This window comes from Streptomyces roseicoloratus (genome assembly GCF_004117935.1).
Taxonomy (GTDB): Bacteria; Actinomycetota; Actinomycetes; order Streptomycetales; family Streptomycetaceae; genus Streptomyces; species Streptomyces roseicoloratus.
Genome location: NZ_SDOY01000086.1, coordinates 38062 through 55617, shown reverse-complemented (window position 1 = coordinate 55617; position 17556 = coordinate 38062). Strand labels below are relative to the sequence as shown.

Annotated in this window: 13 protein-coding genes and 1 pseudogene; 11 read left to right on the top strand and 3 right to left on the bottom strand. The window is 73.1% G+C overall.

Annotated elements, in window-relative coordinates; genetic code table 11:
• Nucleotides 1-4 precede the first annotated feature (4 nt).
• Nucleotides 5-1840, bottom strand: coding sequence for a dolichyl-phosphate-mannose--protein mannosyltransferase (locus ESG85_RS07370; RefSeq protein WP_246094864.1), 1836 nt, complete (start codon nt 1838-1840; stop codon nt 5-7).
• A gap of 81 nt (nt 1841-1921) precedes the next feature.
• Between ESG85_RS07370 and rsmI the strand changes: the two genes are divergently transcribed.
• From rsmI to ESG85_RS07340, 6 genes are all read left to right on the top strand, one after another.
• The gene (rsmI, locus tag ESG85_RS07365; RefSeq protein ID WP_128977223.1) at nt 1922-2791 is read left to right on the top strand and encodes a 16S rRNA (cytidine(1402)-2'-O)-methyltransferase; all 870 of its coding nucleotides are present in this window, start codon (nt 1922-1924) and stop codon (nt 2789-2791) included.
• A gap of 181 nt (nt 2792-2972) precedes the next feature.
• The gene (locus ESG85_RS07360; protein WP_128977222.1) at nt 2973-3410 is read left to right on the top strand and encodes a hypothetical protein; all 438 of its coding nucleotides are present in this window, start codon (nt 2973-2975) and stop codon (nt 3408-3410) included.
• Between the two features lie 51 nt (nt 3411-3461).
• Nucleotides 3462-4331, top strand: a complete 870-nt coding sequence (locus ESG85_RS07355; RefSeq protein ID WP_128977221.1) for a TatD family hydrolase — start codon at nt 3462-3464, stop codon at nt 4329-4331.
• A 135-nt stretch (nt 4332-4466) separates the two neighbouring features.
• The gene (locus ESG85_RS07350) at nt 4467-5624 is read left to right on the top strand and encodes a resuscitation-promoting factor (RefSeq protein ID WP_128977220.1); all 1158 of its coding nucleotides are present in this window, start codon (nt 4467-4469) and stop codon (nt 5622-5624) included.
• A 49-nt stretch (nt 5625-5673) separates the two neighbouring features.
• Nucleotides 5674-6558, top strand: coding sequence for a 16S rRNA (adenine(1518)-N(6)/adenine(1519)-N(6))-dimethyltransferase RsmA (gene rsmA / locus ESG85_RS07345; RefSeq protein WP_128977219.1), 885 nt, complete (start codon nt 5674-5676; stop codon nt 6556-6558).
• Between the two features lie 68 nt (nt 6559-6626).
• On the top strand, nt 6627-7517 hold the full coding sequence (locus ESG85_RS07340; RefSeq protein WP_128977297.1) for a 4-(cytidine 5'-diphospho)-2-C-methyl-D-erythritol kinase: 891 nt from the start codon (nt 6627-6629) through the stop codon (nt 7515-7517).
• 34 nt (nt 7518-7551) lie between these two features.
• On the opposite strand, the gene ESG85_RS07335 is transcribed toward ESG85_RS07340, so the two are convergent.
• Nucleotides 7552-8526, bottom strand: a complete 975-nt coding sequence (locus ESG85_RS07335) for an NHL repeat-containing protein (RefSeq protein ID WP_128977218.1) — start codon at nt 8524-8526, stop codon at nt 7552-7554.
• A 416-nt stretch (nt 8527-8942) separates the two neighbouring features.
• Here ESG85_RS07335 and ESG85_RS07330 point away from each other — a divergent pair, with 416 nt between their 5' ends.
• Complete coding sequence (locus tag ESG85_RS07330; protein ID WP_128977217.1) at nt 8943-10268, top strand: acyltransferase family protein; 1326 nt, start codon at nt 8943-8945, stop codon at nt 10266-10268.
• Here ESG85_RS07330 and ESG85_RS07325 read toward each other — a convergent pair.
• A pseudogene (locus ESG85_RS07325) lies at nt 10246-10499 on the bottom strand (Uma2 family endonuclease); the annotation flags it as partial. The gene ESG85_RS07330 and the pseudogene ESG85_RS07325 sit on opposite strands and share 23 nt — an antisense overlap.
• A gap of 249 nt (nt 10500-10748) precedes the next feature.
• Here ESG85_RS07325 and ESG85_RS07320 point away from each other — a divergent pair.
• From ESG85_RS07320 to ESG85_RS07305, 4 genes are all read left to right on the top strand, one after another.
• Complete coding sequence (locus tag ESG85_RS07320) at nt 10749-12554, top strand: ABC-F family ATP-binding cassette domain-containing protein (RefSeq protein WP_128977216.1); 1806 nt, start codon at nt 10749-10751, stop codon at nt 12552-12554.
• A 134-nt stretch (nt 12555-12688) separates the two neighbouring features.
• Nucleotides 12689-14491, top strand: coding sequence for an outer membrane protein assembly factor BamB family protein (locus ESG85_RS07315; RefSeq protein ID WP_128977215.1), 1803 nt, complete (start codon nt 12689-12691; stop codon nt 14489-14491).
• A 109-nt stretch (nt 14492-14600) separates the two neighbouring features.
• Nucleotides 14601-16469 (top strand): outer membrane protein assembly factor BamB family protein, encoded by a 1869-nt coding sequence (locus tag ESG85_RS07310; protein ID WP_128977214.1) that lies wholly within the window; start codon nt 14601-14603, stop codon nt 16467-16469.
• A 225-nt stretch (nt 16470-16694) separates the two neighbouring features.
• Nucleotides 16695-17369, top strand: a complete 675-nt coding sequence (locus ESG85_RS07305; RefSeq protein ID WP_128977213.1) for a response regulator transcription factor — start codon at nt 16695-16697, stop codon at nt 17367-17369.
• The last annotated feature ends 187 nt before the right edge of the window (nt 17370-17556 follow it).

The following is a 17556-nucleotide window of genomic DNA, read 5'->3' as shown; positions in this document are numbered from 1 at the left end:
TCCGTCACACCCACGTGTCGAGCCACATCCTGTTGCGCCATTGGTCCATCGGAATCGCCTGCCCCGTGTAGATCGGCCAGAAGTAGATGAAATTCCAGACGATGAGGAGAACGAGCACACCCGCGGCCACCGCCCCGAAGGTGCGCCGCCTTTCCGAGGAACCCGCCGGGCCCACGATCGCCCCCAGCATCATCGCCACCGCGAGGCACAGGAACGGGACGAACACCACCGCGTAGAAAAGGAAAATGGTGCGTTCCTGGTAGAGCAGCCACGGTGCCCAGCCGGCCAGGAAGGCGCAGGCGATGGCGCCCGCGCGCCAGTCGCGGCGGAAGGCCCAGCGCCACAGGACGTAGAGGAGCGCGAAGCAGGCCGCCCACCACAGCAGCGGGGTGCCGATGGCCAGGACCTCCTGGGCGCACTTCTCCTTGGCGTCGGCGGGGCAGCCCGCGGTGCCGGGGGCGGGGGACTCGTAGAAGTAGGAGACCGGGCGGCCCAGGACGAGCCAGCTCCACGGGTTGGACTCGTAGGTGTGCGGCGAGCTCAGGCCCACGTGGAACTTGTAGACCTCGGTCTCGTAGTGCCACAGGCTGCGCAGCCAGTCCGGCAGCCAGCTCCAGGCCCCGCCGCCGTTCAGCTTGTCCTGCTCGGCGGCCCAGTTCCGGAAGTAGCCCCTGTCCGTGAAGATCCAGCCCGACCAGGAGGCGAGGTACGTGGCGATGGCGACCGGGACCGTCGACACGAACGCCGGGACCAGGTCACGGCGGGCCACCGCCGCGTACGGGCGGATCGCACCGGCCGTACGCCGGGCGGCGACGTCCCACAGCACCGTCATCAGGCCGAACGCGGCCATGATGTAGAGGCCGTTCCACTTGGTGCCGGCGGCCAGGCCCAGCATCACGCCGGCCGCGAGCCGCCACGGCCGCCAGCCGAGCCCGAACCGCTCCGCGACGTCCGCGTCCGGCCGCAGCACGCCCTCCTCGTCGACGGGCAGCGCCCCGGCGAGCCGGGCCCGTGCCCGGTCCCGGTCCACGACCAGACAGCCGAAGGCGGCCAGCACGAAGAACATCAGGACCTGGTCGAGCAGCGCCGTGCGGCTCATCACGAAGTGCAGGCCGTCGACCGCCAGCAGCAGGCCCGCCAGGCAGCCCAGGAACGTCGAGCGGAACAGCCGCCGGCCGATCCGGCACAGCATCAGCACCGACAGGGTGCCCAGCAGCGCCACCATGAACCGCCAGCCCAGCGGCTCGAAGCCGATCAGCTTCTCGCCCAGACCGATGATCCACTTGCCGACCGGCGGATGGACCACGTAGCCCGGGTCCGTGGGCACCAGGACCGAGCCCGGGTCGGACAGGATCGTCTTGTCGATGTCCTTCGGCCAGGCGCCCTCGTAGCCCTGGTTGATCAGCGCCCAGGAGTCCTTGGCGTAGTACGTCTCGTCGAATATCACCGCGTGCGGCTTGTCCAGCTTCCAGAACCGCAGCAGGCCCGCGACCAGCGCGACGAGCAGCGGCCCGCCCCAGGCGGCGAGCCGCCACACCCGGTGGGCGGCCTTCGGGGACATCCCGAGCAGCGACCACAGCCGCGGCGAGGGCCGGGTGTACGGCGGCACGAGCCGCTCGCGCAGCCCGACGGCCAGGGAGCCCGTGGTGGCGGGGCGGTAACCGAAGCGCCGCAGCCTGCGCAGCCACGCGGTGCGCCCGGGCCCGGCCGGTCCCGCGAGGTCCGCGCGGTCCCAGTCGTCCCGGTCGTCCCGCGCGTCCTTGACGGCCGTGAGGTCTTCGGCGTCCCTGGGGTCCATGGGGTGCTGACCCTCCAGGGCCTCGGGTGCGGTTCTGGTCACCGCGCCATCGTAGGGAACGCGTCTGTGCGCGTCGCCTGTCCGGGCTGGGTGGACCGCCGGCGGGCTGGGAGGATGACCCTTGTGACAGGAACGCTGGTACTCGCAGGCACCCCCATCGGCGACATCGCGGACGCTCCGCCGAGGCTCGCCACCGAACTGGAGAACGCGGACGTCGTGGCCGCGGAGGACACCCGCAGGCTGCGCGGGCTCACCCGCGCGCTCGGCGTGCACACCCGGGGGCGGGTGGTCTCCTACTTCGAGGGCAACGAGTCGGCCCGCACGCCCGAGCTGGTCGAGGCGCTGGCCGGCGGCGCGCGGGTGCTGCTGGTGACCGACGCGGGCATGCCGTCCGTCTCCGACCCCGGCTACCGCCTGGTCGCCGCCGCCGTCGAGCGCGACATCAAGGTCACCGCCGTGCCCGGCCCGTCCGCGGTGCTCACCGCGCTCGCCCTGTCCGGACTGCCCGTCGACCGCTTCTGCTTCGAGGGCTTCCTGCCGCGGAAGGCCGGCGAGCGGCTCTCCCGGCTCCGCGAGGTCGCCGAGGAGCGCCGCACCCTCGTCTACTTCGAGGCCCCGCACCGGCTCGACGACACCCTCGCCGCGATGGCCGAGGTCTTCGGCGCCGACCGCCGGGCCGCCGTGTGCCGGGAGCTGACCAAGACGTACGAGGAGGTCCGGCGCGGCGCGCTCGACGAGCTCGCCGCCTGGGCGAAGGAGGGCGTGCGCGGCGAGATCACCGTCGTCGTCGAGGGCGCCCCGGAGCCCGGACCCGCCGAGCTCGACGCGACGGAGCTGGTGCGCAGGGTGCGGGTGCGCGAGGAGGCGGGGGAGCGGCGGAAGGAAGCCATCGCGGCGGTCGCCGCGGAGGCCGGTGTTCCCAAGCGCGAGGTGTTCGATGCCGTCGTGGCGGCAAAGAACGCGGAGGGTCCTGGCATGGGAAAGGACCGGTAGTTTCCGTGTAGGCCCCACGTACGGTAAAGGACTAATCTTGAAGGCAAAGCGGAAACCCGGCGGCGGGCCCGCTCGAAGGCCTTCGGGGCAAGGAAACGCCAAATGGCGTCCATGGTTTCTCCGGCGCTGATGCGTTCCGGCCCGAAAAGGCGTCCACTGGTCTCAGTGGAGAGGAGCTGGAATGAGCGAGATCACCGGCACCGGCACCGGAACGCCCGTCGCCCATGAGGCGTACGCCTTCGCCTGCATGAGATGCGGCTACGGCTGGGAGCAGGCCTACGAGATCGAGCACCACGTGGACGCGCGTGGGCACGCCTATGTCGTGTACAAGGCGGACGGGGTCCGCGTCCCGTCGCCGCTGTCCCGGCCGACCTGCATGAACTGCGGCAGTCACGTCGTACGGATCATGCGGGCGGGCCAGGTCGCCTCGGTGCTCGACACGATCGCGGCGACCGAGCACCACAGCCACGCGGCCCGGTCGGCGAAGCCCGTGTCGATCGCCGGACCCATCGGACAGGAACTGACCGAGGACATCCCCGTCGCGGGCGAGGAGCCCCCGCCCGTCCCGCACCACTGGCACCTCTCCGACCTGCTGCACCCCTTCCGCTCCAGGAAGTAGGACCGCGGTATCGCTTCGCGGCGGAACTCATGGCCCTCGTACGATCGGGCCATGAGTTCCAAGGACGCCCCGCCGCCGCTGCCCGAGCCCCTGCCGGTCCCGGTCGCGGACTCGCACACCCACCTCGACATGCAGTCCGGCACCGTCGAGGAGGCCCTCGTCAAGGCCGCCGCCGTCGGCGTCACCACGGTCGTCCAGGTCGGCTGCGACATCAAGGGCTCCCAGTGGGCCGCCGAGACCGCCGCCGCCCACGAGAACGTGCACGCGGCCGTCGCCCTGCACCCCAACGAGGCCCCCAGGATCGTCCTGGGCGACCCCGACGGCTGGTCCCGCCAGGGCGCCCGCGAGGCGGGCGGCGACGCCGCCCTCGACGACGCGCTCGCCGAGATCGACCGGCTGGCCGCCCTGCCCCACGTCCTCGGCGTCGGCGAGACCGGCCTCGACCACTTCCGCACCGGCCCCGAGGGCATGGCCGCGCAGGAGCGTTCCTTCCGCGCCCACATCGAGATCGCCAAGCGGCACGGCAAGGCCCTGGTCATCCACGACCGCGAGGCCCACGCCGACGTGCTGCGGATCCTCGACGAGGAGGGCGCGCCCGAGCGGACCGTCTTCCACTGCTACTCCGGCGACGCCGACATGGCCCGGACCTGCGCGGCCAAGGGCTACTACATGTCCTTCGCCGGCAACGTCACCTTCAAGAACGCCCAGCCGCTGCGCGACGCCCTCGCCGTCGCCCCGCTGGAGCTCGTCCTCGTCGAGACCGACGCCCCGTTCCTCACGCCCGCGCCCTTCCGCGGCCGCCCCAACGCCCCGTACCTCATCCCGGTGACCGTCCGGGCGATGGCCGCGGTGCGCGGGATCACGGAGGAGAAGCTGGCGGAGGCCCTCGCGACCAACACCGCCCGCGCCTTCGACTACTGAGCCACGGAGCCGCCGCGCTCCGAACGCCGGACCGGCCGCCGCCCGAGCCGCGCTGGTCACCGATCCATAACGGTTACGCAAGGTAGTCGCGTCGTTTTGGAGAGTGACCGGGCGCGGGGCTAGGGTCCCGGCCTCGTGAGCACTTCGCATCGATCCGGAGCCCGCCGGGCCGCCCGGCGCCGCAAGGCGAACCCGCCCGTCGCCGAGGGCCTGCGCCGGATCGTTCCGCAGGCCCTGGTCGTGGCGTTCCTCGCGGGCGGCACCACCGCCTTCGTCGCCGACGACAAGGCCGTCCGGCTATCGGTCGACGGCGTGCCGCGCACCCTGCACACCTTCGCCGACGACGTCGAGGAGCTGCTCGCCGACGAGGGCCTGGCGGTCGGCCCGCGCGACATCGTCGCACCCGCCCCCGGAGCCGCCCTGGCCGACGGCGAGGAGGTCGTCGTCCGCTACGGACGCCCCGTCGCCCTCACCCTCGACGGCCGGCGCCGCCAGGTGTGGACCACCGCCCGCACCGTCGACGGCGCCCTGCGCCAGCTCGGCGTGCGCGCCGAGGGCGCCTACCTCTCGGTCTCCCGCTCGGCGCCCATCTCCCGGCAGGGCCTCGCCCTCGACGTCCGCACCGAGCGGACCGTCACCCTGCTCGCCGACGGCCGCGAGCGGACCGTGCGCACCAACGCGGCCACCGTCCGCGAGGCCGTCGAGGCGGCCGGGATCACCCTCACCGGCCAGGACACCACCTCCGTGCCGCTCGGCTCCTTCCCGCGCGACGGCCAGACGATCTCCGTGCTGCGGATCACCGGCACCCAGGAGATCCGCGAGGAACCCGTGCCGTTCGCCGTCGAGCGGACCACCGACGCGCGGCTCTTCGCGGGCACCGAGCTCGTCGAGCGGCAGGGCGTGCCGGGCGTGCGCCGGGTCACGTACACGCTGCGGACGGTCAACGGCGTCCGGCAGCGGCCGCGCCGGGTCCGCGAGGAGACCGTCCGGGAGCCCGTCGCCCAGCGCGTCCGGATCGGCACCCGCCCGCTGCCCGCCTCCGTCGCCGGCGCCGACGGCCTGAACTGGGGCGCGCTCGCCGCCTGCGAGTCCGGCGGCCGGCCGAACGCCGTCGACCCGTCCGGCACCTACGGCGGGCTCTACCAGTTCGACCCCGGCACCTGGCGCTCCCTCGGCGGCAGCGGCGTCGCCCAGAACGCGCCCGCGGCCGAGCAGACCTTCCGCGCGAAGAAGCTGTACGTCCAGCGCGGCGCGAGCCCGTGGCCGCACTGCGGCCGGCGGCTGTACGGATGACACGGGTGAGCCGTCCGCCGGGCCCGTGGGCGCCCCGTAGGCTGTACCGGTGAGCACCACCACCGGACCCGACAGTCCCGACGCCCTCCTCGGCCCCGCCGACATCCGCGAGCTGGCCGCCGCCCTCGGCGTGCGCCCGACCAAGCAGAAGGGCCAGAACTTCGTCATCGACGCGAACACGGTCCGGCGGATCGTCCGTACGGCCGGCGTGCGCCCCGACGACGTGGTCGTGGAGGTCGGTCCCGGCCTCGGCTCCCTCACCCTCGCGCTCCTGGAGGCCGCGGACCGGGTGACGGCCGTCGAGATCGACGACATCCTCGCCGCCGCCCTGCCGTCGACGATCGCCGCGCGCATGCCGGAGCGGAAGGACCGCTTCGCGCTGGTCCACTCCGACGCCATGCTCGTCCAGGAGCTGCCGGGCCCGGCGCCGACCGCGCTCGTCGCCAACCTGCCGTACAACGTCGCCGTGCCGGTGCTGCTGCACATGCTCGACCGCTTCCCGACCATCGAGCGGACCCTCGTCATGGTGCAGGCCGAGGTCGCCGACCGGCTCGCCGCGAAGCCGGGCAACAAGGTGTACGGAGTCCCCTCCGTGAAGGCCAACTGGTACGCGGAGGTCAAGCGGGCCGGCGCCATCGGCCGCAACGTCTTCTGGCCCGCGCCCAACGTCGACTCCGGCCTGGTGTCCCTGGTGCGGCGCGCCGAGCCGCCGAAGACCACGGCGACGAAGGCCGAGGTCTTCGCGGTCGTCGACGCGGCCTTCGCCCAGCGCCGCAAGACCCTGCGCGCGGCCCTCGCCGGCTGGGCGGGCTCGCCCGCCGCGGCCGAGGCGGCCCTGGTCGCGGCCGGGATCTCGCCGCAGGCACGCGGCGAGGCCCTGACGGTCGAGGAGTTCGCCCGCATCGCCGAGAACAAGCCGGAGGCCCGGCAGTGAGCGAGGCCGTGAACCCGCGGACGGGCACGGGTACGGGTACGGAGGCCGCCGCCGGTGCCGCCGCGGGCGTGACCGTACGGGTCCCCGCCAAGGTCAACGTCCAGCTCGCGGTCGGCGGCGCCCGGCCCGACGGCTTCCACGACCTGGCCAACGTCTTCCTCGCCGTCTCCCTGTACGACGAGGTCACCGCCACGCCCGCCGCGGCGCTGACGGTCACCTGTGAGGGCCCCGACGCCGACAAGGTGCCGCTCGACCGCACCAACCTGGCCGCGCGGGCCGCCGAACTGCTCGCCGCCCGGCACGGCATCGCCCCCGACGTGCACCTGCACATCGCCAAGGACATCCCCGTCGCGGGCGGCATGGCCGGCGGCAGCGCCGACGGCGCGGGCGCGCTGCTCGCCTGCGACGCGCTGTGGGGCCTGGACTCCTCGCGCGAGGAACTCCTGGAGATCTGCGCCGAGCTGGGCAGCGACGTGCCGTTCAGCCTGGTCGGCGGCGCCGCCCTCGGCGTCGGCCGCGGCGAGCGACTCACGGAGCTGCCGGTCGGCGGTGCCTTCCACTGGGTGTTCGCGGTCGCCGACGGCGGACTGTCGACGCCGGCCGTGTACGGCGAGTTCGACCGCCTCAACGAGGGCATGACCGTGCCCGGGCCGGTCGCCTCGCCGGTGCTCCTCGACGCCCTGCGCACGGGCGACGCCACGGCGCTCGCGGGCGCCCTCGCCAACGACCTCCAGCCGGCCGCGCTCTCGCTGCGGCCCTCACTGGCCGCGACGCTGGCGGCCGGCACGGACGCGGGCGCGCTGGCCGCGCTGGTCTCCGGCTCGGGCCCGACCACGGCGTTCCTGGTGAAGGACGCCGAGTCCGCCGAGTCGGTCGCCGCCGCGCTCGTCGCCTCCGGCACCTGCCGGACGGCCCGCGTGGCGACCTCCCCGGCGGCCGGGGCGACGCTGCTCGGTTAGGGCGTGTGCCGAAAGTCCCGCCTGCCGACGCGGTCTACAGCTTGTTCTTGGAGATCCTGGCCAGGAGCAGGTTCGGGTCCGGGTTCACCGCGGTGAAGAGGGCGGCGCTGTTCACGTAGACCTTCTTGGCGTGCACCGCGAGGGAGGTCGGGCCGTCGAGGCCGTCCGCCTTGGTGAGCACGGTCTTGTGGGTGCCGTCGGGGCGGACGAGCTCCACCTTGTCGTCCATGATGAGCGCGGCGAGGACCGTGTCGCCGTGTCCGGTGAACGTGAAGTCGTCGATGAACGGGAGCCCGGTCGCCCGGGTCTCGATCGGGCCCGCCGCCTTCTCCGGCTCGGGGCCGACCGGGATGCGCAGCAGCGTGCCCCTGGCGGTGTTGGACACCCAGACGGCACCGTCGTGGACCTTGATGCCGTTGGCCCCGAACGGTGTCTCCGGGGTGGGTTCGAGCGCGGTGCCGCTCGCCCAGGCGGTCGGCGTTCCGCCGGTCACCGGCAGGCTCCACACCACGCCGCTGCCGGAGTCGGCGGCGTAGAGGGTGCCGCACTCCTCGTCGAGGGCGAGCCCGTTGGGGAAGGCGTCGGCGGGGAAGAACCCGATCTGCTCCGGCTCGCCGCCACCGGGCGCGATGCGCCAGACGCCCGTCTCGTCGGTGCCGGTGATGTAGTTGACGTACAGCGTGCCGTCCTTGGCGCGGGCGATGCCGGTGGCGGCGGGTCCGCCGACGGGCGTCGACCCGCCCGGCACGTCCGGGAGGGCGGCGATGACCGTGGTCGTGCCGTCCTTGGCGACACGGGCGACCTGGTGGGCGAAGGACCAGGTGATGTCGGCGGAGCCGTCGGGCTCGAGCGCGATGTTCTCCGCGTTCTGGCCGGCGGCGAAGTCGAAGTGGGCGACGACGTGCGGATCGGTGACGGTCGGGTCGCCGGCGGACGCGGGTCCGGCGGCGAGCACGCTGAGCGCGGCGCCTGCCGCGGTGACGGCGGCGAGGCGGGTGGTGCGGCGCATGGGTCTCTCCTTGTGGGGGGTCACCCCGTGGGGTGCGACTGCAGACGAACATGACGGACCGCCGGCCCGCCCGTCCGGCAGCCCGCGCCGCGAGGTCGCCCACGCGGCGCACCCCGGCCCGCCATCCGCCCACCCACGAGGCCCGTTCGCGTGACGGACCCGCACGGCGGCCTCACACGGGCCGCCGGGCCCGCCGGTTCGCGTGCGGGGGTTCGCGTGCGGGGGTTTGCGCTCGGCCGGTTCGCGCGCGGGGCCGGTGCGCGGGGCCCGGTGCGTACGGCTGGGTTCGCACGGGCGGTCCGCACGGGCGGTCCGCGCGGCCGGTGCGCGGGTCGGGCTCGCGTCGCTCGTACTCACGCGCGAGTTGAGTATCCGAGCGCTGACGGGGCGTCGGGCCGGGACGGGACCGTGGCCGCATGGGAATGAGTGCGCGTGACCTCGCCGCCGCGACCCCGGTGACCCGCGACCGGTACGTCGACCTGCTCCGCGTCGCCTCCCTCGCCGTCGTCGTCCTCGGCCACTGGCTGATGGCCGCCGTGACGCCCGGCGGGCAGGTGGGCAACCTGCTCGCGGTCGTGCCCGGGCTGCAGGTCCTCACCTGGGCGCTCCAGGTGATGCCCGTCTTCTTCTTCGTCGGCGGCTTCTCGCACGCCCTCGCCCACCGCTCGCGGCCGCGGTACGCGGAGTTCCTGCGCGCCCGGCTGCAGCGGCTGCTGCGGCCGACGATGGTCTTCATCGGCGTGTGGGGCGCGCTGGCGCTGGTCCTGCAACTGCTGGGCGCGGACGGCGGACTGACCGGCGTCGCGCTGCGGCTCGTCACCCAGCCGCTGTGGTTCATCGGCGTCTACCTCGCGATGGTCGCCTTCACGCCGCCGCTCCTGAGGCTCCACGGGCGGTACGGCTGGGGCGCCTTCGCCGCCCTCGCGGCCGGCGCGGTGGCGGTGGACGTGCTGCGCTTCGCGGCGGGCGTGCCGTACGTGGAGTTCCTGAACTTCGCGCTCGTCTGGCTGGCGGTCCACCAGCTCGGCTTCCTGCGCGCGGACGGCATGATCCGCCGCCCGGCGCTGCTCGCGGGCGCCGGTCTGCTCGGCGCCGCCGCGCTCGTCGCGTTCGGGCCGTACCCGCTGTCCATGGTCGGCATGCCCGGCGAGGAGGTCTCCAACATGGCCCCGCCGACCCTGGCCCTGCTCTGCCACGGCCTGTGGCTGGTGGGCGCGGTCGAGCTCCTGAAGGGGCCGGGCGCCCGCCTCACGGCCCGGGCGCGGGTGTGGCGCGGGGTCGTCGCCGCGAACGGGCTCGCGATGACGGCGTTCCTGTGGCACCTGACGGCGATGCTCGGCGTGTACGGGGCGCTGCTCGCCCTCGGCGTCCGGCTGCCGGAGCCGGCGACGGCGGCGTGGTGGGCGCAGGTCCCGCCGCGCCTCGCGGCGGCGGCGCTGGTGACCGCTCTGCTGGTCGCCGTGTTCCGGCGCTTCGAGCACCCGGTTCCGCCGGGCCCGGCGACCGCCGCGGGCGGCCCGCTCGCCGCGCTCGGCATCACGCTGGCGCTCCTCGGGGTCCTCGGCCTGTCGATGACCGGCCTCGGCGGCCTCCTGGAGGGTCACACGGCCGCCCTGATAGCCGTACGGGTGACCGCCCCGGCCGCCGTGGCCATGGCCCTGGCGGGCTGGTTCCTGGTGGAGCACGCGGGACGCTGGGGCGGCCGGGGGGCCGGCGACGTCACCTCTCGTCGAACTCGGTGAGGTCGATGGCGATGTCGATGTCGATGGCGATGTCGAAGGGGACTCCCGGCTTCAGCCGGTCGCGGTGGGTGCCGCTGCAGGTGTAGGCCTTGTCGACCGGGTCGAGCTCGTAGACCCGGACGACCGGGTGGTGGTCGTCGCCCTCCGTCTCCACGAGCCAGAAGTGCCGGATGCCGGCCGCCGCGTACTTGTGGGGCTTTTGGTGTCGCGGTCCCGTGACGCGGAGTCGGGTGGGCAGGGTGTCCGGGTCGTCCACCGTCCAGCCCTCGGGAGGAGGCACCGGCCCTTCGGGAGCCGGCCCGCTGGTCGGCCCGGTCGCCGGCTCGGCGGTCGTGGTTCCTCCCAGGGGCGGGATCCTGTGGCCTGCCGTCCACGGTGGCCGCCGGTTCCCGATCATGTCCTCACCAAGAGTGACCGCGTCGCTCCGTCGGTTCCGCCGTCTACCCTGGACCTCGTCCGATCCCCCGGTACAGGAGTGAAATGGCCGTCAACCTGGTCAATGTCGAGTCCGTCAGCAAGGTGTACGGCACCCGTGCGCTGCTCGACGGGGTCTCGCTCGGCGTCTCCGAAGGGGACCGGATCGGTGTCGTCGGGCGCAACGGCGACGGCAAGACCACCCTCATCCGGATGCTCGCCCGGCTGGAGGAGGCCGACTCCGGGCGCGTCACGCACAGCGGCGGGCTGCGGCTCGGGGTGCTCACGCAGCACGACTCGCTCGACCCGGCGGCGACGATCCGGCACGAGGTCATCGGCGTCATGGCCGACCACGAGTGGGCCGGCAGCGCCAAGATCCGCGACGTGCTCACCGGCCTCTTCGGCGGGCTCGACCTGCCCGGCTTCGAGAAGGGCCTCGACACCGTCATCGGCCCGCTGTCCGGCGGCGAGCGGCGCCGCATCGCGCTCGCCAAGCTGCTCATCGAGGACCAGGACCTGATCGTCCTCGACGAGCCCACCAACCACCTCGACGTCGAGGGCATCGCCTGGCTCGCCGGGCACCTGCAGAGCCGGCGCTCCGCGCTCGTCTGCGTCACCCACGACCGCTGGTTCCTCGACCAGGTCTGCACCCGCATGTGGGACGTGCAGCGCGGCTCCGTCTACGAGTACGAGGGCGGCTACTCCGACTACGTCTTCGCCCGTGCCGAGCGCGAGCGGATCGCCGCCACCGAGGAGGCGAAGCGGCAGAACCTGGTCCGCAAGGAGCTGGCCTGGCTGCGCCGCGGCGCGCCCGCCCGCACCTCGAAGCCGCGCTTCCGGATCGAGGCCGCCAACGCGCTCATCGCGGACGTGCCGGAGCCCCGTGACACCAGCGAGCTGATGAAGTTCGCCAACGCCCGGCTCGGCAAGACGGTGTTCGACCTGGAGGACGTGACCGTCACCGCCGGCCCGAAGACGCTGCTGCAGCACCTCACCTGGCAGCTCGGCCCGGGCGACCGCGTCGGCCTGGTCGGCGTCAACGGCGCCGGCAAGACCTCGCTGCTGCGGGCGCTCGCCGACGCCGCCGTCACCGAGGGCGACATCCAGCCCGCCGCCGGCCGGATCGTGGTCGGCAAGACCGTGCGGCTCGCCTACCTCTCGCAGGACGTCACCGAACTCCCCGCCGAGCTGCGGGTCCTGGAGGCCGTGCAGCAGATCCGCGACCGGGTCGACCTCGGCAAGGGCCGCGAGATGACCGCCGGGCAGCTGTGCGAGCAGTTCGGCTTCGGCAAGGAGAAGCAGTGGACGCCCGTCGGCGACCTGTCCGGCGGTGAGCGGCGCCGGCTCCAGCTGCTGCGGCTGCTCATGGACGAGCCCAACGTGCTCTTCCTCGACGAGCCGACCAACGACCTCGACATCGAGACCCTGACCCAGCTGGAGGACCTCCTCGACGGCTGGCCCGGCTCGATGATCGTCATCTCCCACGACCGGTTCTTCCTCGAGCGCACCACCGACCGCACCTTCGCACTGCTCGGCGACCGGGCGCTGCGGATGCTGCCGCGCGGCATCGACGAGTACCTGGAGCGGCGGCGGAGGATGACCGAGGCCGCCGCCCCGGCGCCCGCGGCGCCCGCCGACCGGCAGAAGCCCGGCGTGTCCGCCGCCGACGCGCGCGCCGCGAAGAAGGAGCTGCAGAAGGTCGAGCGACAGCTCGACAGGATCTCCGAGAAGGAGAACAAGCTGCACGCCCAGATCGCCGAAAACGCCACGGACTTCGAAAAGGTGGCCAAACTGGACACCGAGCTCCGGGAACTCGCCGGTGAGCGCGAGGAGTTGGAAATGCGGTGGCTGGAGCTCGCCGAGGACGCGTAGAGATGTCGTAGAGGACGCGTAACGGTGGCATCACGGGCCGGTCCTCCCTTGGGAACAAGGGACGGACCGGTCACTTTTGCGCCAGCGGGTGAGTGGTAGAAAGAAAACCCGCTCACATCAAGGGGGAAGCGCTGATGACCCAGCCGCCCAGCAACCAGCCGCCGGGAGGCTTCGGCGCGCCGGACCCGAACCCGGGGGCCAACGTCCCGCCGATGCCTCCGCAGGCTCCGCCCGTACCGCCGCAGGCTCCGCCGGCCGGTCCGCCGCAGGCCCCGCCCGCGCAGCCCGGCCCCTACGGATACCCGCAGCAGGCGCCCCAGCAGCCCGGCCCCTACGGCTATCCGCAGCAGGCCCCGCAGCAGCCGGGCCCGTACGGCTATCCGCAGCAGCCCGGCCCCTACGGCCAGCAGCCCGGCCCGTACGGGCAGCAGCCGGGGCAGTACGGCTCCTACCCGGCGGCCCCGATGCCGCCGGCCCCCGGAGGCGGCGGCAAGAACCCGTTCAAGGGCAAGCCCGGCCTCGTCGTCGGCGCGGCCGTCGCCGCGGCGCTCGTCATCGGCCTCGGCACCTGGTTCGTGGTCGGCGGCGACGAGGAGAAGGAGCCGGTCGCCCAGCCGACCAACTCCGCCTCCACCGGGCCGAAGCCCACCGCGTCCGTCGACAAGGGCGACGGCAAGGGCGACGGCGAGGACGGCGGCCCCGAGGACCTCAACTCCGGCCGCAAGGACGGCGAGGCGAAGGTCGCCTGGCTGCTCAAGAACGACGTCGACCTGCCGCGCAACGGCGCCGACGCCTACGGCCCCTGGATCGTCGGCGACACCGTCGTCAAGGCCATGTACAAGGGCATCGACGGCTACAGCCTCGCCGACGGCTCCCGCAAGTGGCACATCGACGTGCCCAACCAGCTGTGCGCCGCCCCGCCGCAGCCGTCCGCGAACGGCCTCATGGTCTTCGGCTACAAGGACAGCGCGGGCGACAAGGGGAAGTGCCTGGAGATGCAGCAGGTCGACCTCAACACCGGCAAGGCGGGCTGGAAGAAGTCCATCCCCAAGCCGACCGGCCTCTTCGCCTTCTCCGACAACACCCTCGCCATCGGCGGCAACACGGTCACCGCGGCCGGCTCCAGCTCCGCCTACGGCTTCTCGCTCACCAACGGCCGTCAGCTCTTCACCGGCCCCACCAGCGGCTGCAAGCCCTACGCGTACGCCGGCGGCAGCACCAAGCTGATCGCCGCCTCCCAGTGCCGCACGGGCGACGTGAACAAGGAGCAGCACGAGGTCAGCGAGGTCGACCCGAACACGGGCAAGGCCAAGTGGACCTTCAAGCTCCAGGCCACGTGGGAGGTCGACAAGGTCTACTCCGTCGACCCGCTGGTGGTCTCCGCCACCCAGCGCGAGCAGAAGAAGTGGGCGATCTTCTCCCTCACCGCCGACGGCAGGATGCGCTCGCAGATCCAGGGCGGCAAGGACAAGTTCGCCCCGCGCTGCGGCGGCACCTTCGTCATCTTCGGCAAGAACCTCTCGGGCTGCACCGGCGTCGCCGCCGACCAGAACACCTTCTACATGGCGACCGACACCTCCTACGGCACGCCCAACGAGGTCGTCGCCTTCGACCTCGGCAACGGCAAGGAGAAGTGGCGTTCCAAGGCGCCCGGTGAGCAGCAGATGACCCCGCTGCGCATGGAGGGCTCCGACGTCCTGGTCTACGTCGAGCCGCGCTACGACACCGGCGGCGCGGTCGCGACCATCGCTCCGACGGGCGGCGCCCCGAAGACGCTGCTCCAGCACCAGGCCGCCGTCTCGTCGCTGGAGAGCTCCTTCTTCTCTGCCAGGTACGCGTACGCGAACGGCTCGTTCGTGATCGCGGCCGGCCGGGTCTCCGCCAGCAACGACAAGGCGGAGAAGGAGACCAAGACGATGATGGCGTACGGCAAGTGACCCACCCCGTGACGGCCCGCGCCGCGAGCGCGCGGGCCGTCACGGCCCGTACGCCCCGCCCGTCCCGTACGCCCCGCCCCCTTCCCGATCCGACCGAGGTATCCACGTCATGACGCAGCCGCCGCCCCCGCCGAACCAGCCCCCAGGGCCTCCTCCGGGCGGGTTCGGCGCGCCGCAGGACCCTCCGCCCGGGGGCTTCGGCGCGCCGACGCCACCGCCGGCCCAGCCGCCGTACGGCTACCCGCAGCAGCCGCCCACGCAGCCGCAGCAGCCGTCGGTCCAGCCGCCCGCGCAGCAGCCGTACGGGTATCCGCAGCAGCAGCAGCCGGCTCAGGCGCAGGACTACGGCTACCCGCAGCAGCCGCCCACGCAGGCGCAGGACTACGGCCAGCCGCAGCAGCAGTACGGCCAGCCGCAGTACCAGCAGCCGCAGCAGCCGCCGTACGGCTACCCGACGCAGCCGCAGTACCCGCAGGTCCAGCAGACGCCTCCGGCGGCCCCGGGCGGCGGGAAGCTGTCCGCGCAGATGCAGATCGTCATCGCGGCGGTCGTGGCCGTCGCGCTGATCGTCGGCGGCGGCATCTGGTACGCGAACTCCGGCGGTGACGACAAGACCGACAAGGCCGGCGGAAGTTCCGGCGCCGCGAGCGCCGGCCAGGACGGCGGCAAGGGCGACGGCGTCGGCGGGGGCGGCAAGGAGAAGGCCCCGGCGAACCCGAAGTCCGCCGTGTCGTTCAAGCTCGACCTGCCGACCGTCCCGGACATCACCGACGTCACGGGCTCCTGGATCACCGACAAGGCGTACGTGAAGCCGGGCGTCGACTCGGTCGTCGGCTACGACCTGGACAAGGGAACGGTCCTGTGGACCATCCCGCTGACCGGCCAGGTCTGTGGTGCCTCGCGCCACATGACGGCCGACCACAAGGTGCCGGTGCTCTTCGAGGCCGCCAAGCGGACCCCGCCGCGCTACATCCAGCCGTGCACCGAGGTGGGTCTGCTCGACCTGTCCACCGGCAAGCTGGTGTGGTCAGCGTCGATCGGCGGGGCCAACGCCGGTGACAAGAAGCTGACGTTCGACGAGGTCACGGTGCACGGCCAGACCGTGGCGGCCGGCGGCTGGGACGGTGGCGCCGCCTTCGACCTGGCCAACGGCAACGTGCGCTGGAAGCCGCAGCCCAACGCCGGGCAGTGCAAGGACCTCGGTTACGGCGGTGGCGAGGGCGGCCTGGTCGCCGTGCGCAGGTGCGGGCCGACCGACAACGAGACCGTGACCATCCAGAACCTCAACCCGACGACCGGCGCGCCGATCTCGCAGTTCAAGATGCCGCCGGGCGTCGACGGGGCGGCCGTCGTCTCCGCCAAGCCGCTGGTGGTCGCGGCCGACGTCGGCGAGACCGCCGGCGACGGCAGCAACATCTCGGACTTCTTCTCCATCGACGAGAAGACCGGCAAGCTGAAGGCGAAGATCACGGCGGACGCCGACCGCTACGCGGCCCGCTGCCGCTCGACGGTCGAGTCCTGCTCGGGGGTCGTCGTCGGCAACAACCGGCTCTACGTCCCGACCGAGGAGCACGAGGGCAGCACGGGCGAGTACAGCGACGAGACCAACGAGATCGTCGCCTTCGACCTGAACACCGGCCAGCTGGCGCCGAGCAAGTCCGACGCGGGTGACGGCTACACCCTCATCCCGCTGCGCATGGACGGCGGCAACATCATCGCGTACAAGTGGCCCCCCTACGCCAAGGGCGGGCAGATCGTCTCGATTGACGGCGGCACCATGGAGCCCACGCTGCTCATGGAGAACCCGTCGGACAAGGACACCCGGTCCGCCGAGACGAGCTTCAGCTCGGTCGGCGCCGAGTACCGCTACGAGAACGGACGGTTCTTCGTCTCGCAGCGCCTCGTCAGCAAGACGAGGAAGGAGACCTCCTCCTACCTGAAGTCGTACCTGGCGATGAGCTTCAGGACGACCGGCTGACCGCCGGCCGCGTCACGGTGACCGTGGGGTCCCTCTCTTCCGGAGGGGCCCCGCAGTCGTCTCCGGGTCGTTTCCGGGCCTTCCCCGGGGAGTTCACGGACGGGTGACGTTTCCCGTGGGTGTCCCGGCGATTGGGGCAAAGCGGGGCGGGGGAGTGTGCGGGGAGTGTGTAGCTTGCCGGGAGGGTGGCCGGGGGAAGGCCGGCCCGGGGATGGGGGAGGAACGATGGGCGTACGGCTCATGGTGGTCGACGACCACCGACTGCACGCGGAGGCGCTCGCCTCGGCGCTGAAGCTGCGGGGGCACCGGGTGCTCGCCGCGGCGGCGCCGGTGGCGGGGGCCGCGGAGCTGGTGGTGAGCCGCGCGCCGGAGGTCTGTCTGCTCGGCACGGCGGCGCCCGCGGAGCCGGGCACCTTCGACCCGGTCGTCCGGATCAAGCGCGAGCGGCCGCAGGTGGCGGTGGTCGTGCTCGGCCCGGTGCCCTCGCCGCGCGGGATCGCGGCGGCCTTCGCGGCCGGCGCCTCGGGATACGTGCGGCACGACGAGCGGATCGAGGGCGTCGAGCGGGCCCTGGTGAAGGCGCGGGCGGGTGAGGCGGCGGTGGCGCCGCAGCTGATCCAGGGCGCCTTCGCGGAGCTCCTGAACCCGGCGGCGCAGCCCGACGACGAGGGCCAGCGGCTGCTGCGGCTGCTCACGCCGCGCGAGGCGGAGGTCCTGGTCCGGGTGGCGGAGGGCGAGGACACCCGGCTGATCGCGGCGGGCATGGCGATCGCGCCGAGCACCGCGCGCACCCATGTGCAGCGGGTGCTGATGAAGCTGGGCGTCGGTTCCCGCCTGGAGGCGGCGGCGCTGGCGGCGCGGACGGGGCTGCTCGACCGGGTGCCGGTGCAGCGGGCGTAACGGCGGAGCGTCCCGGCACCGGGCCGGCCGATCCCTGATGACTCCGGCCGGCTTCCGGCCCGATGGTGATTCCGGCCGGCTTCCGGCCGACTCCCACGGATGACACCACGCGGGGGCGCGTGGCGAGGGGTGTTGACCTTCGATGTTCGATTGTGGTTTGTTGTGGGTGGTTCTGTTCGATGGAAGC

What these genes read in the sequence shown, in the direction of transcription:
- ESG85_RS07310 (WP_128977214.1), top strand. Translation starts at nt 14,601, where the DNA reads ATGACGCAGCCGCCGCCCCCGCCGAACCAGCCCCCAGGGCCTCCTCCG.
- ESG85_RS07315 (WP_128977215.1), top strand. Translation starts at nt 12,689, where the DNA reads ATGACCCAGCCGCCCAGCAACCAGCCGCCGGGAGGCTTCGGCGCGCCG.
- ESG85_RS07355 (WP_128977221.1), top strand. Translation starts at nt 3,462, where the DNA reads ATGAGTTCCAAGGACGCCCCGCCGCCGCTGCCCGAGCCCCTGCCGGTC.
- ESG85_RS07335 (WP_128977218.1), bottom strand. Translation starts at nt 8,526, where the DNA reads ATGCGCCGCACCACCCGCCTCGCCGCCGTCACCGCGGCAGGCGCCGCG.
- ESG85_RS07330 (WP_128977217.1), top strand. Translation starts at nt 8,943, where the DNA reads ATGGGAATGAGTGCGCGTGACCTCGCCGCCGCGACCCCGGTGACCCGC.
- ESG85_RS07305 (WP_128977213.1), top strand. Translation starts at nt 16,695, where the DNA reads ATGGGCGTACGGCTCATGGTGGTCGACGACCACCGACTGCACGCGGAG.
- ESG85_RS07360 (WP_128977222.1), top strand. Translation starts at nt 2,973, where the DNA reads ATGAGCGAGATCACCGGCACCGGCACCGGAACGCCCGTCGCCCATGAG.
- ESG85_RS07320 (WP_128977216.1), top strand. Translation starts at nt 10,749, where the DNA reads ATGGCCGTCAACCTGGTCAATGTCGAGTCCGTCAGCAAGGTGTACGGC.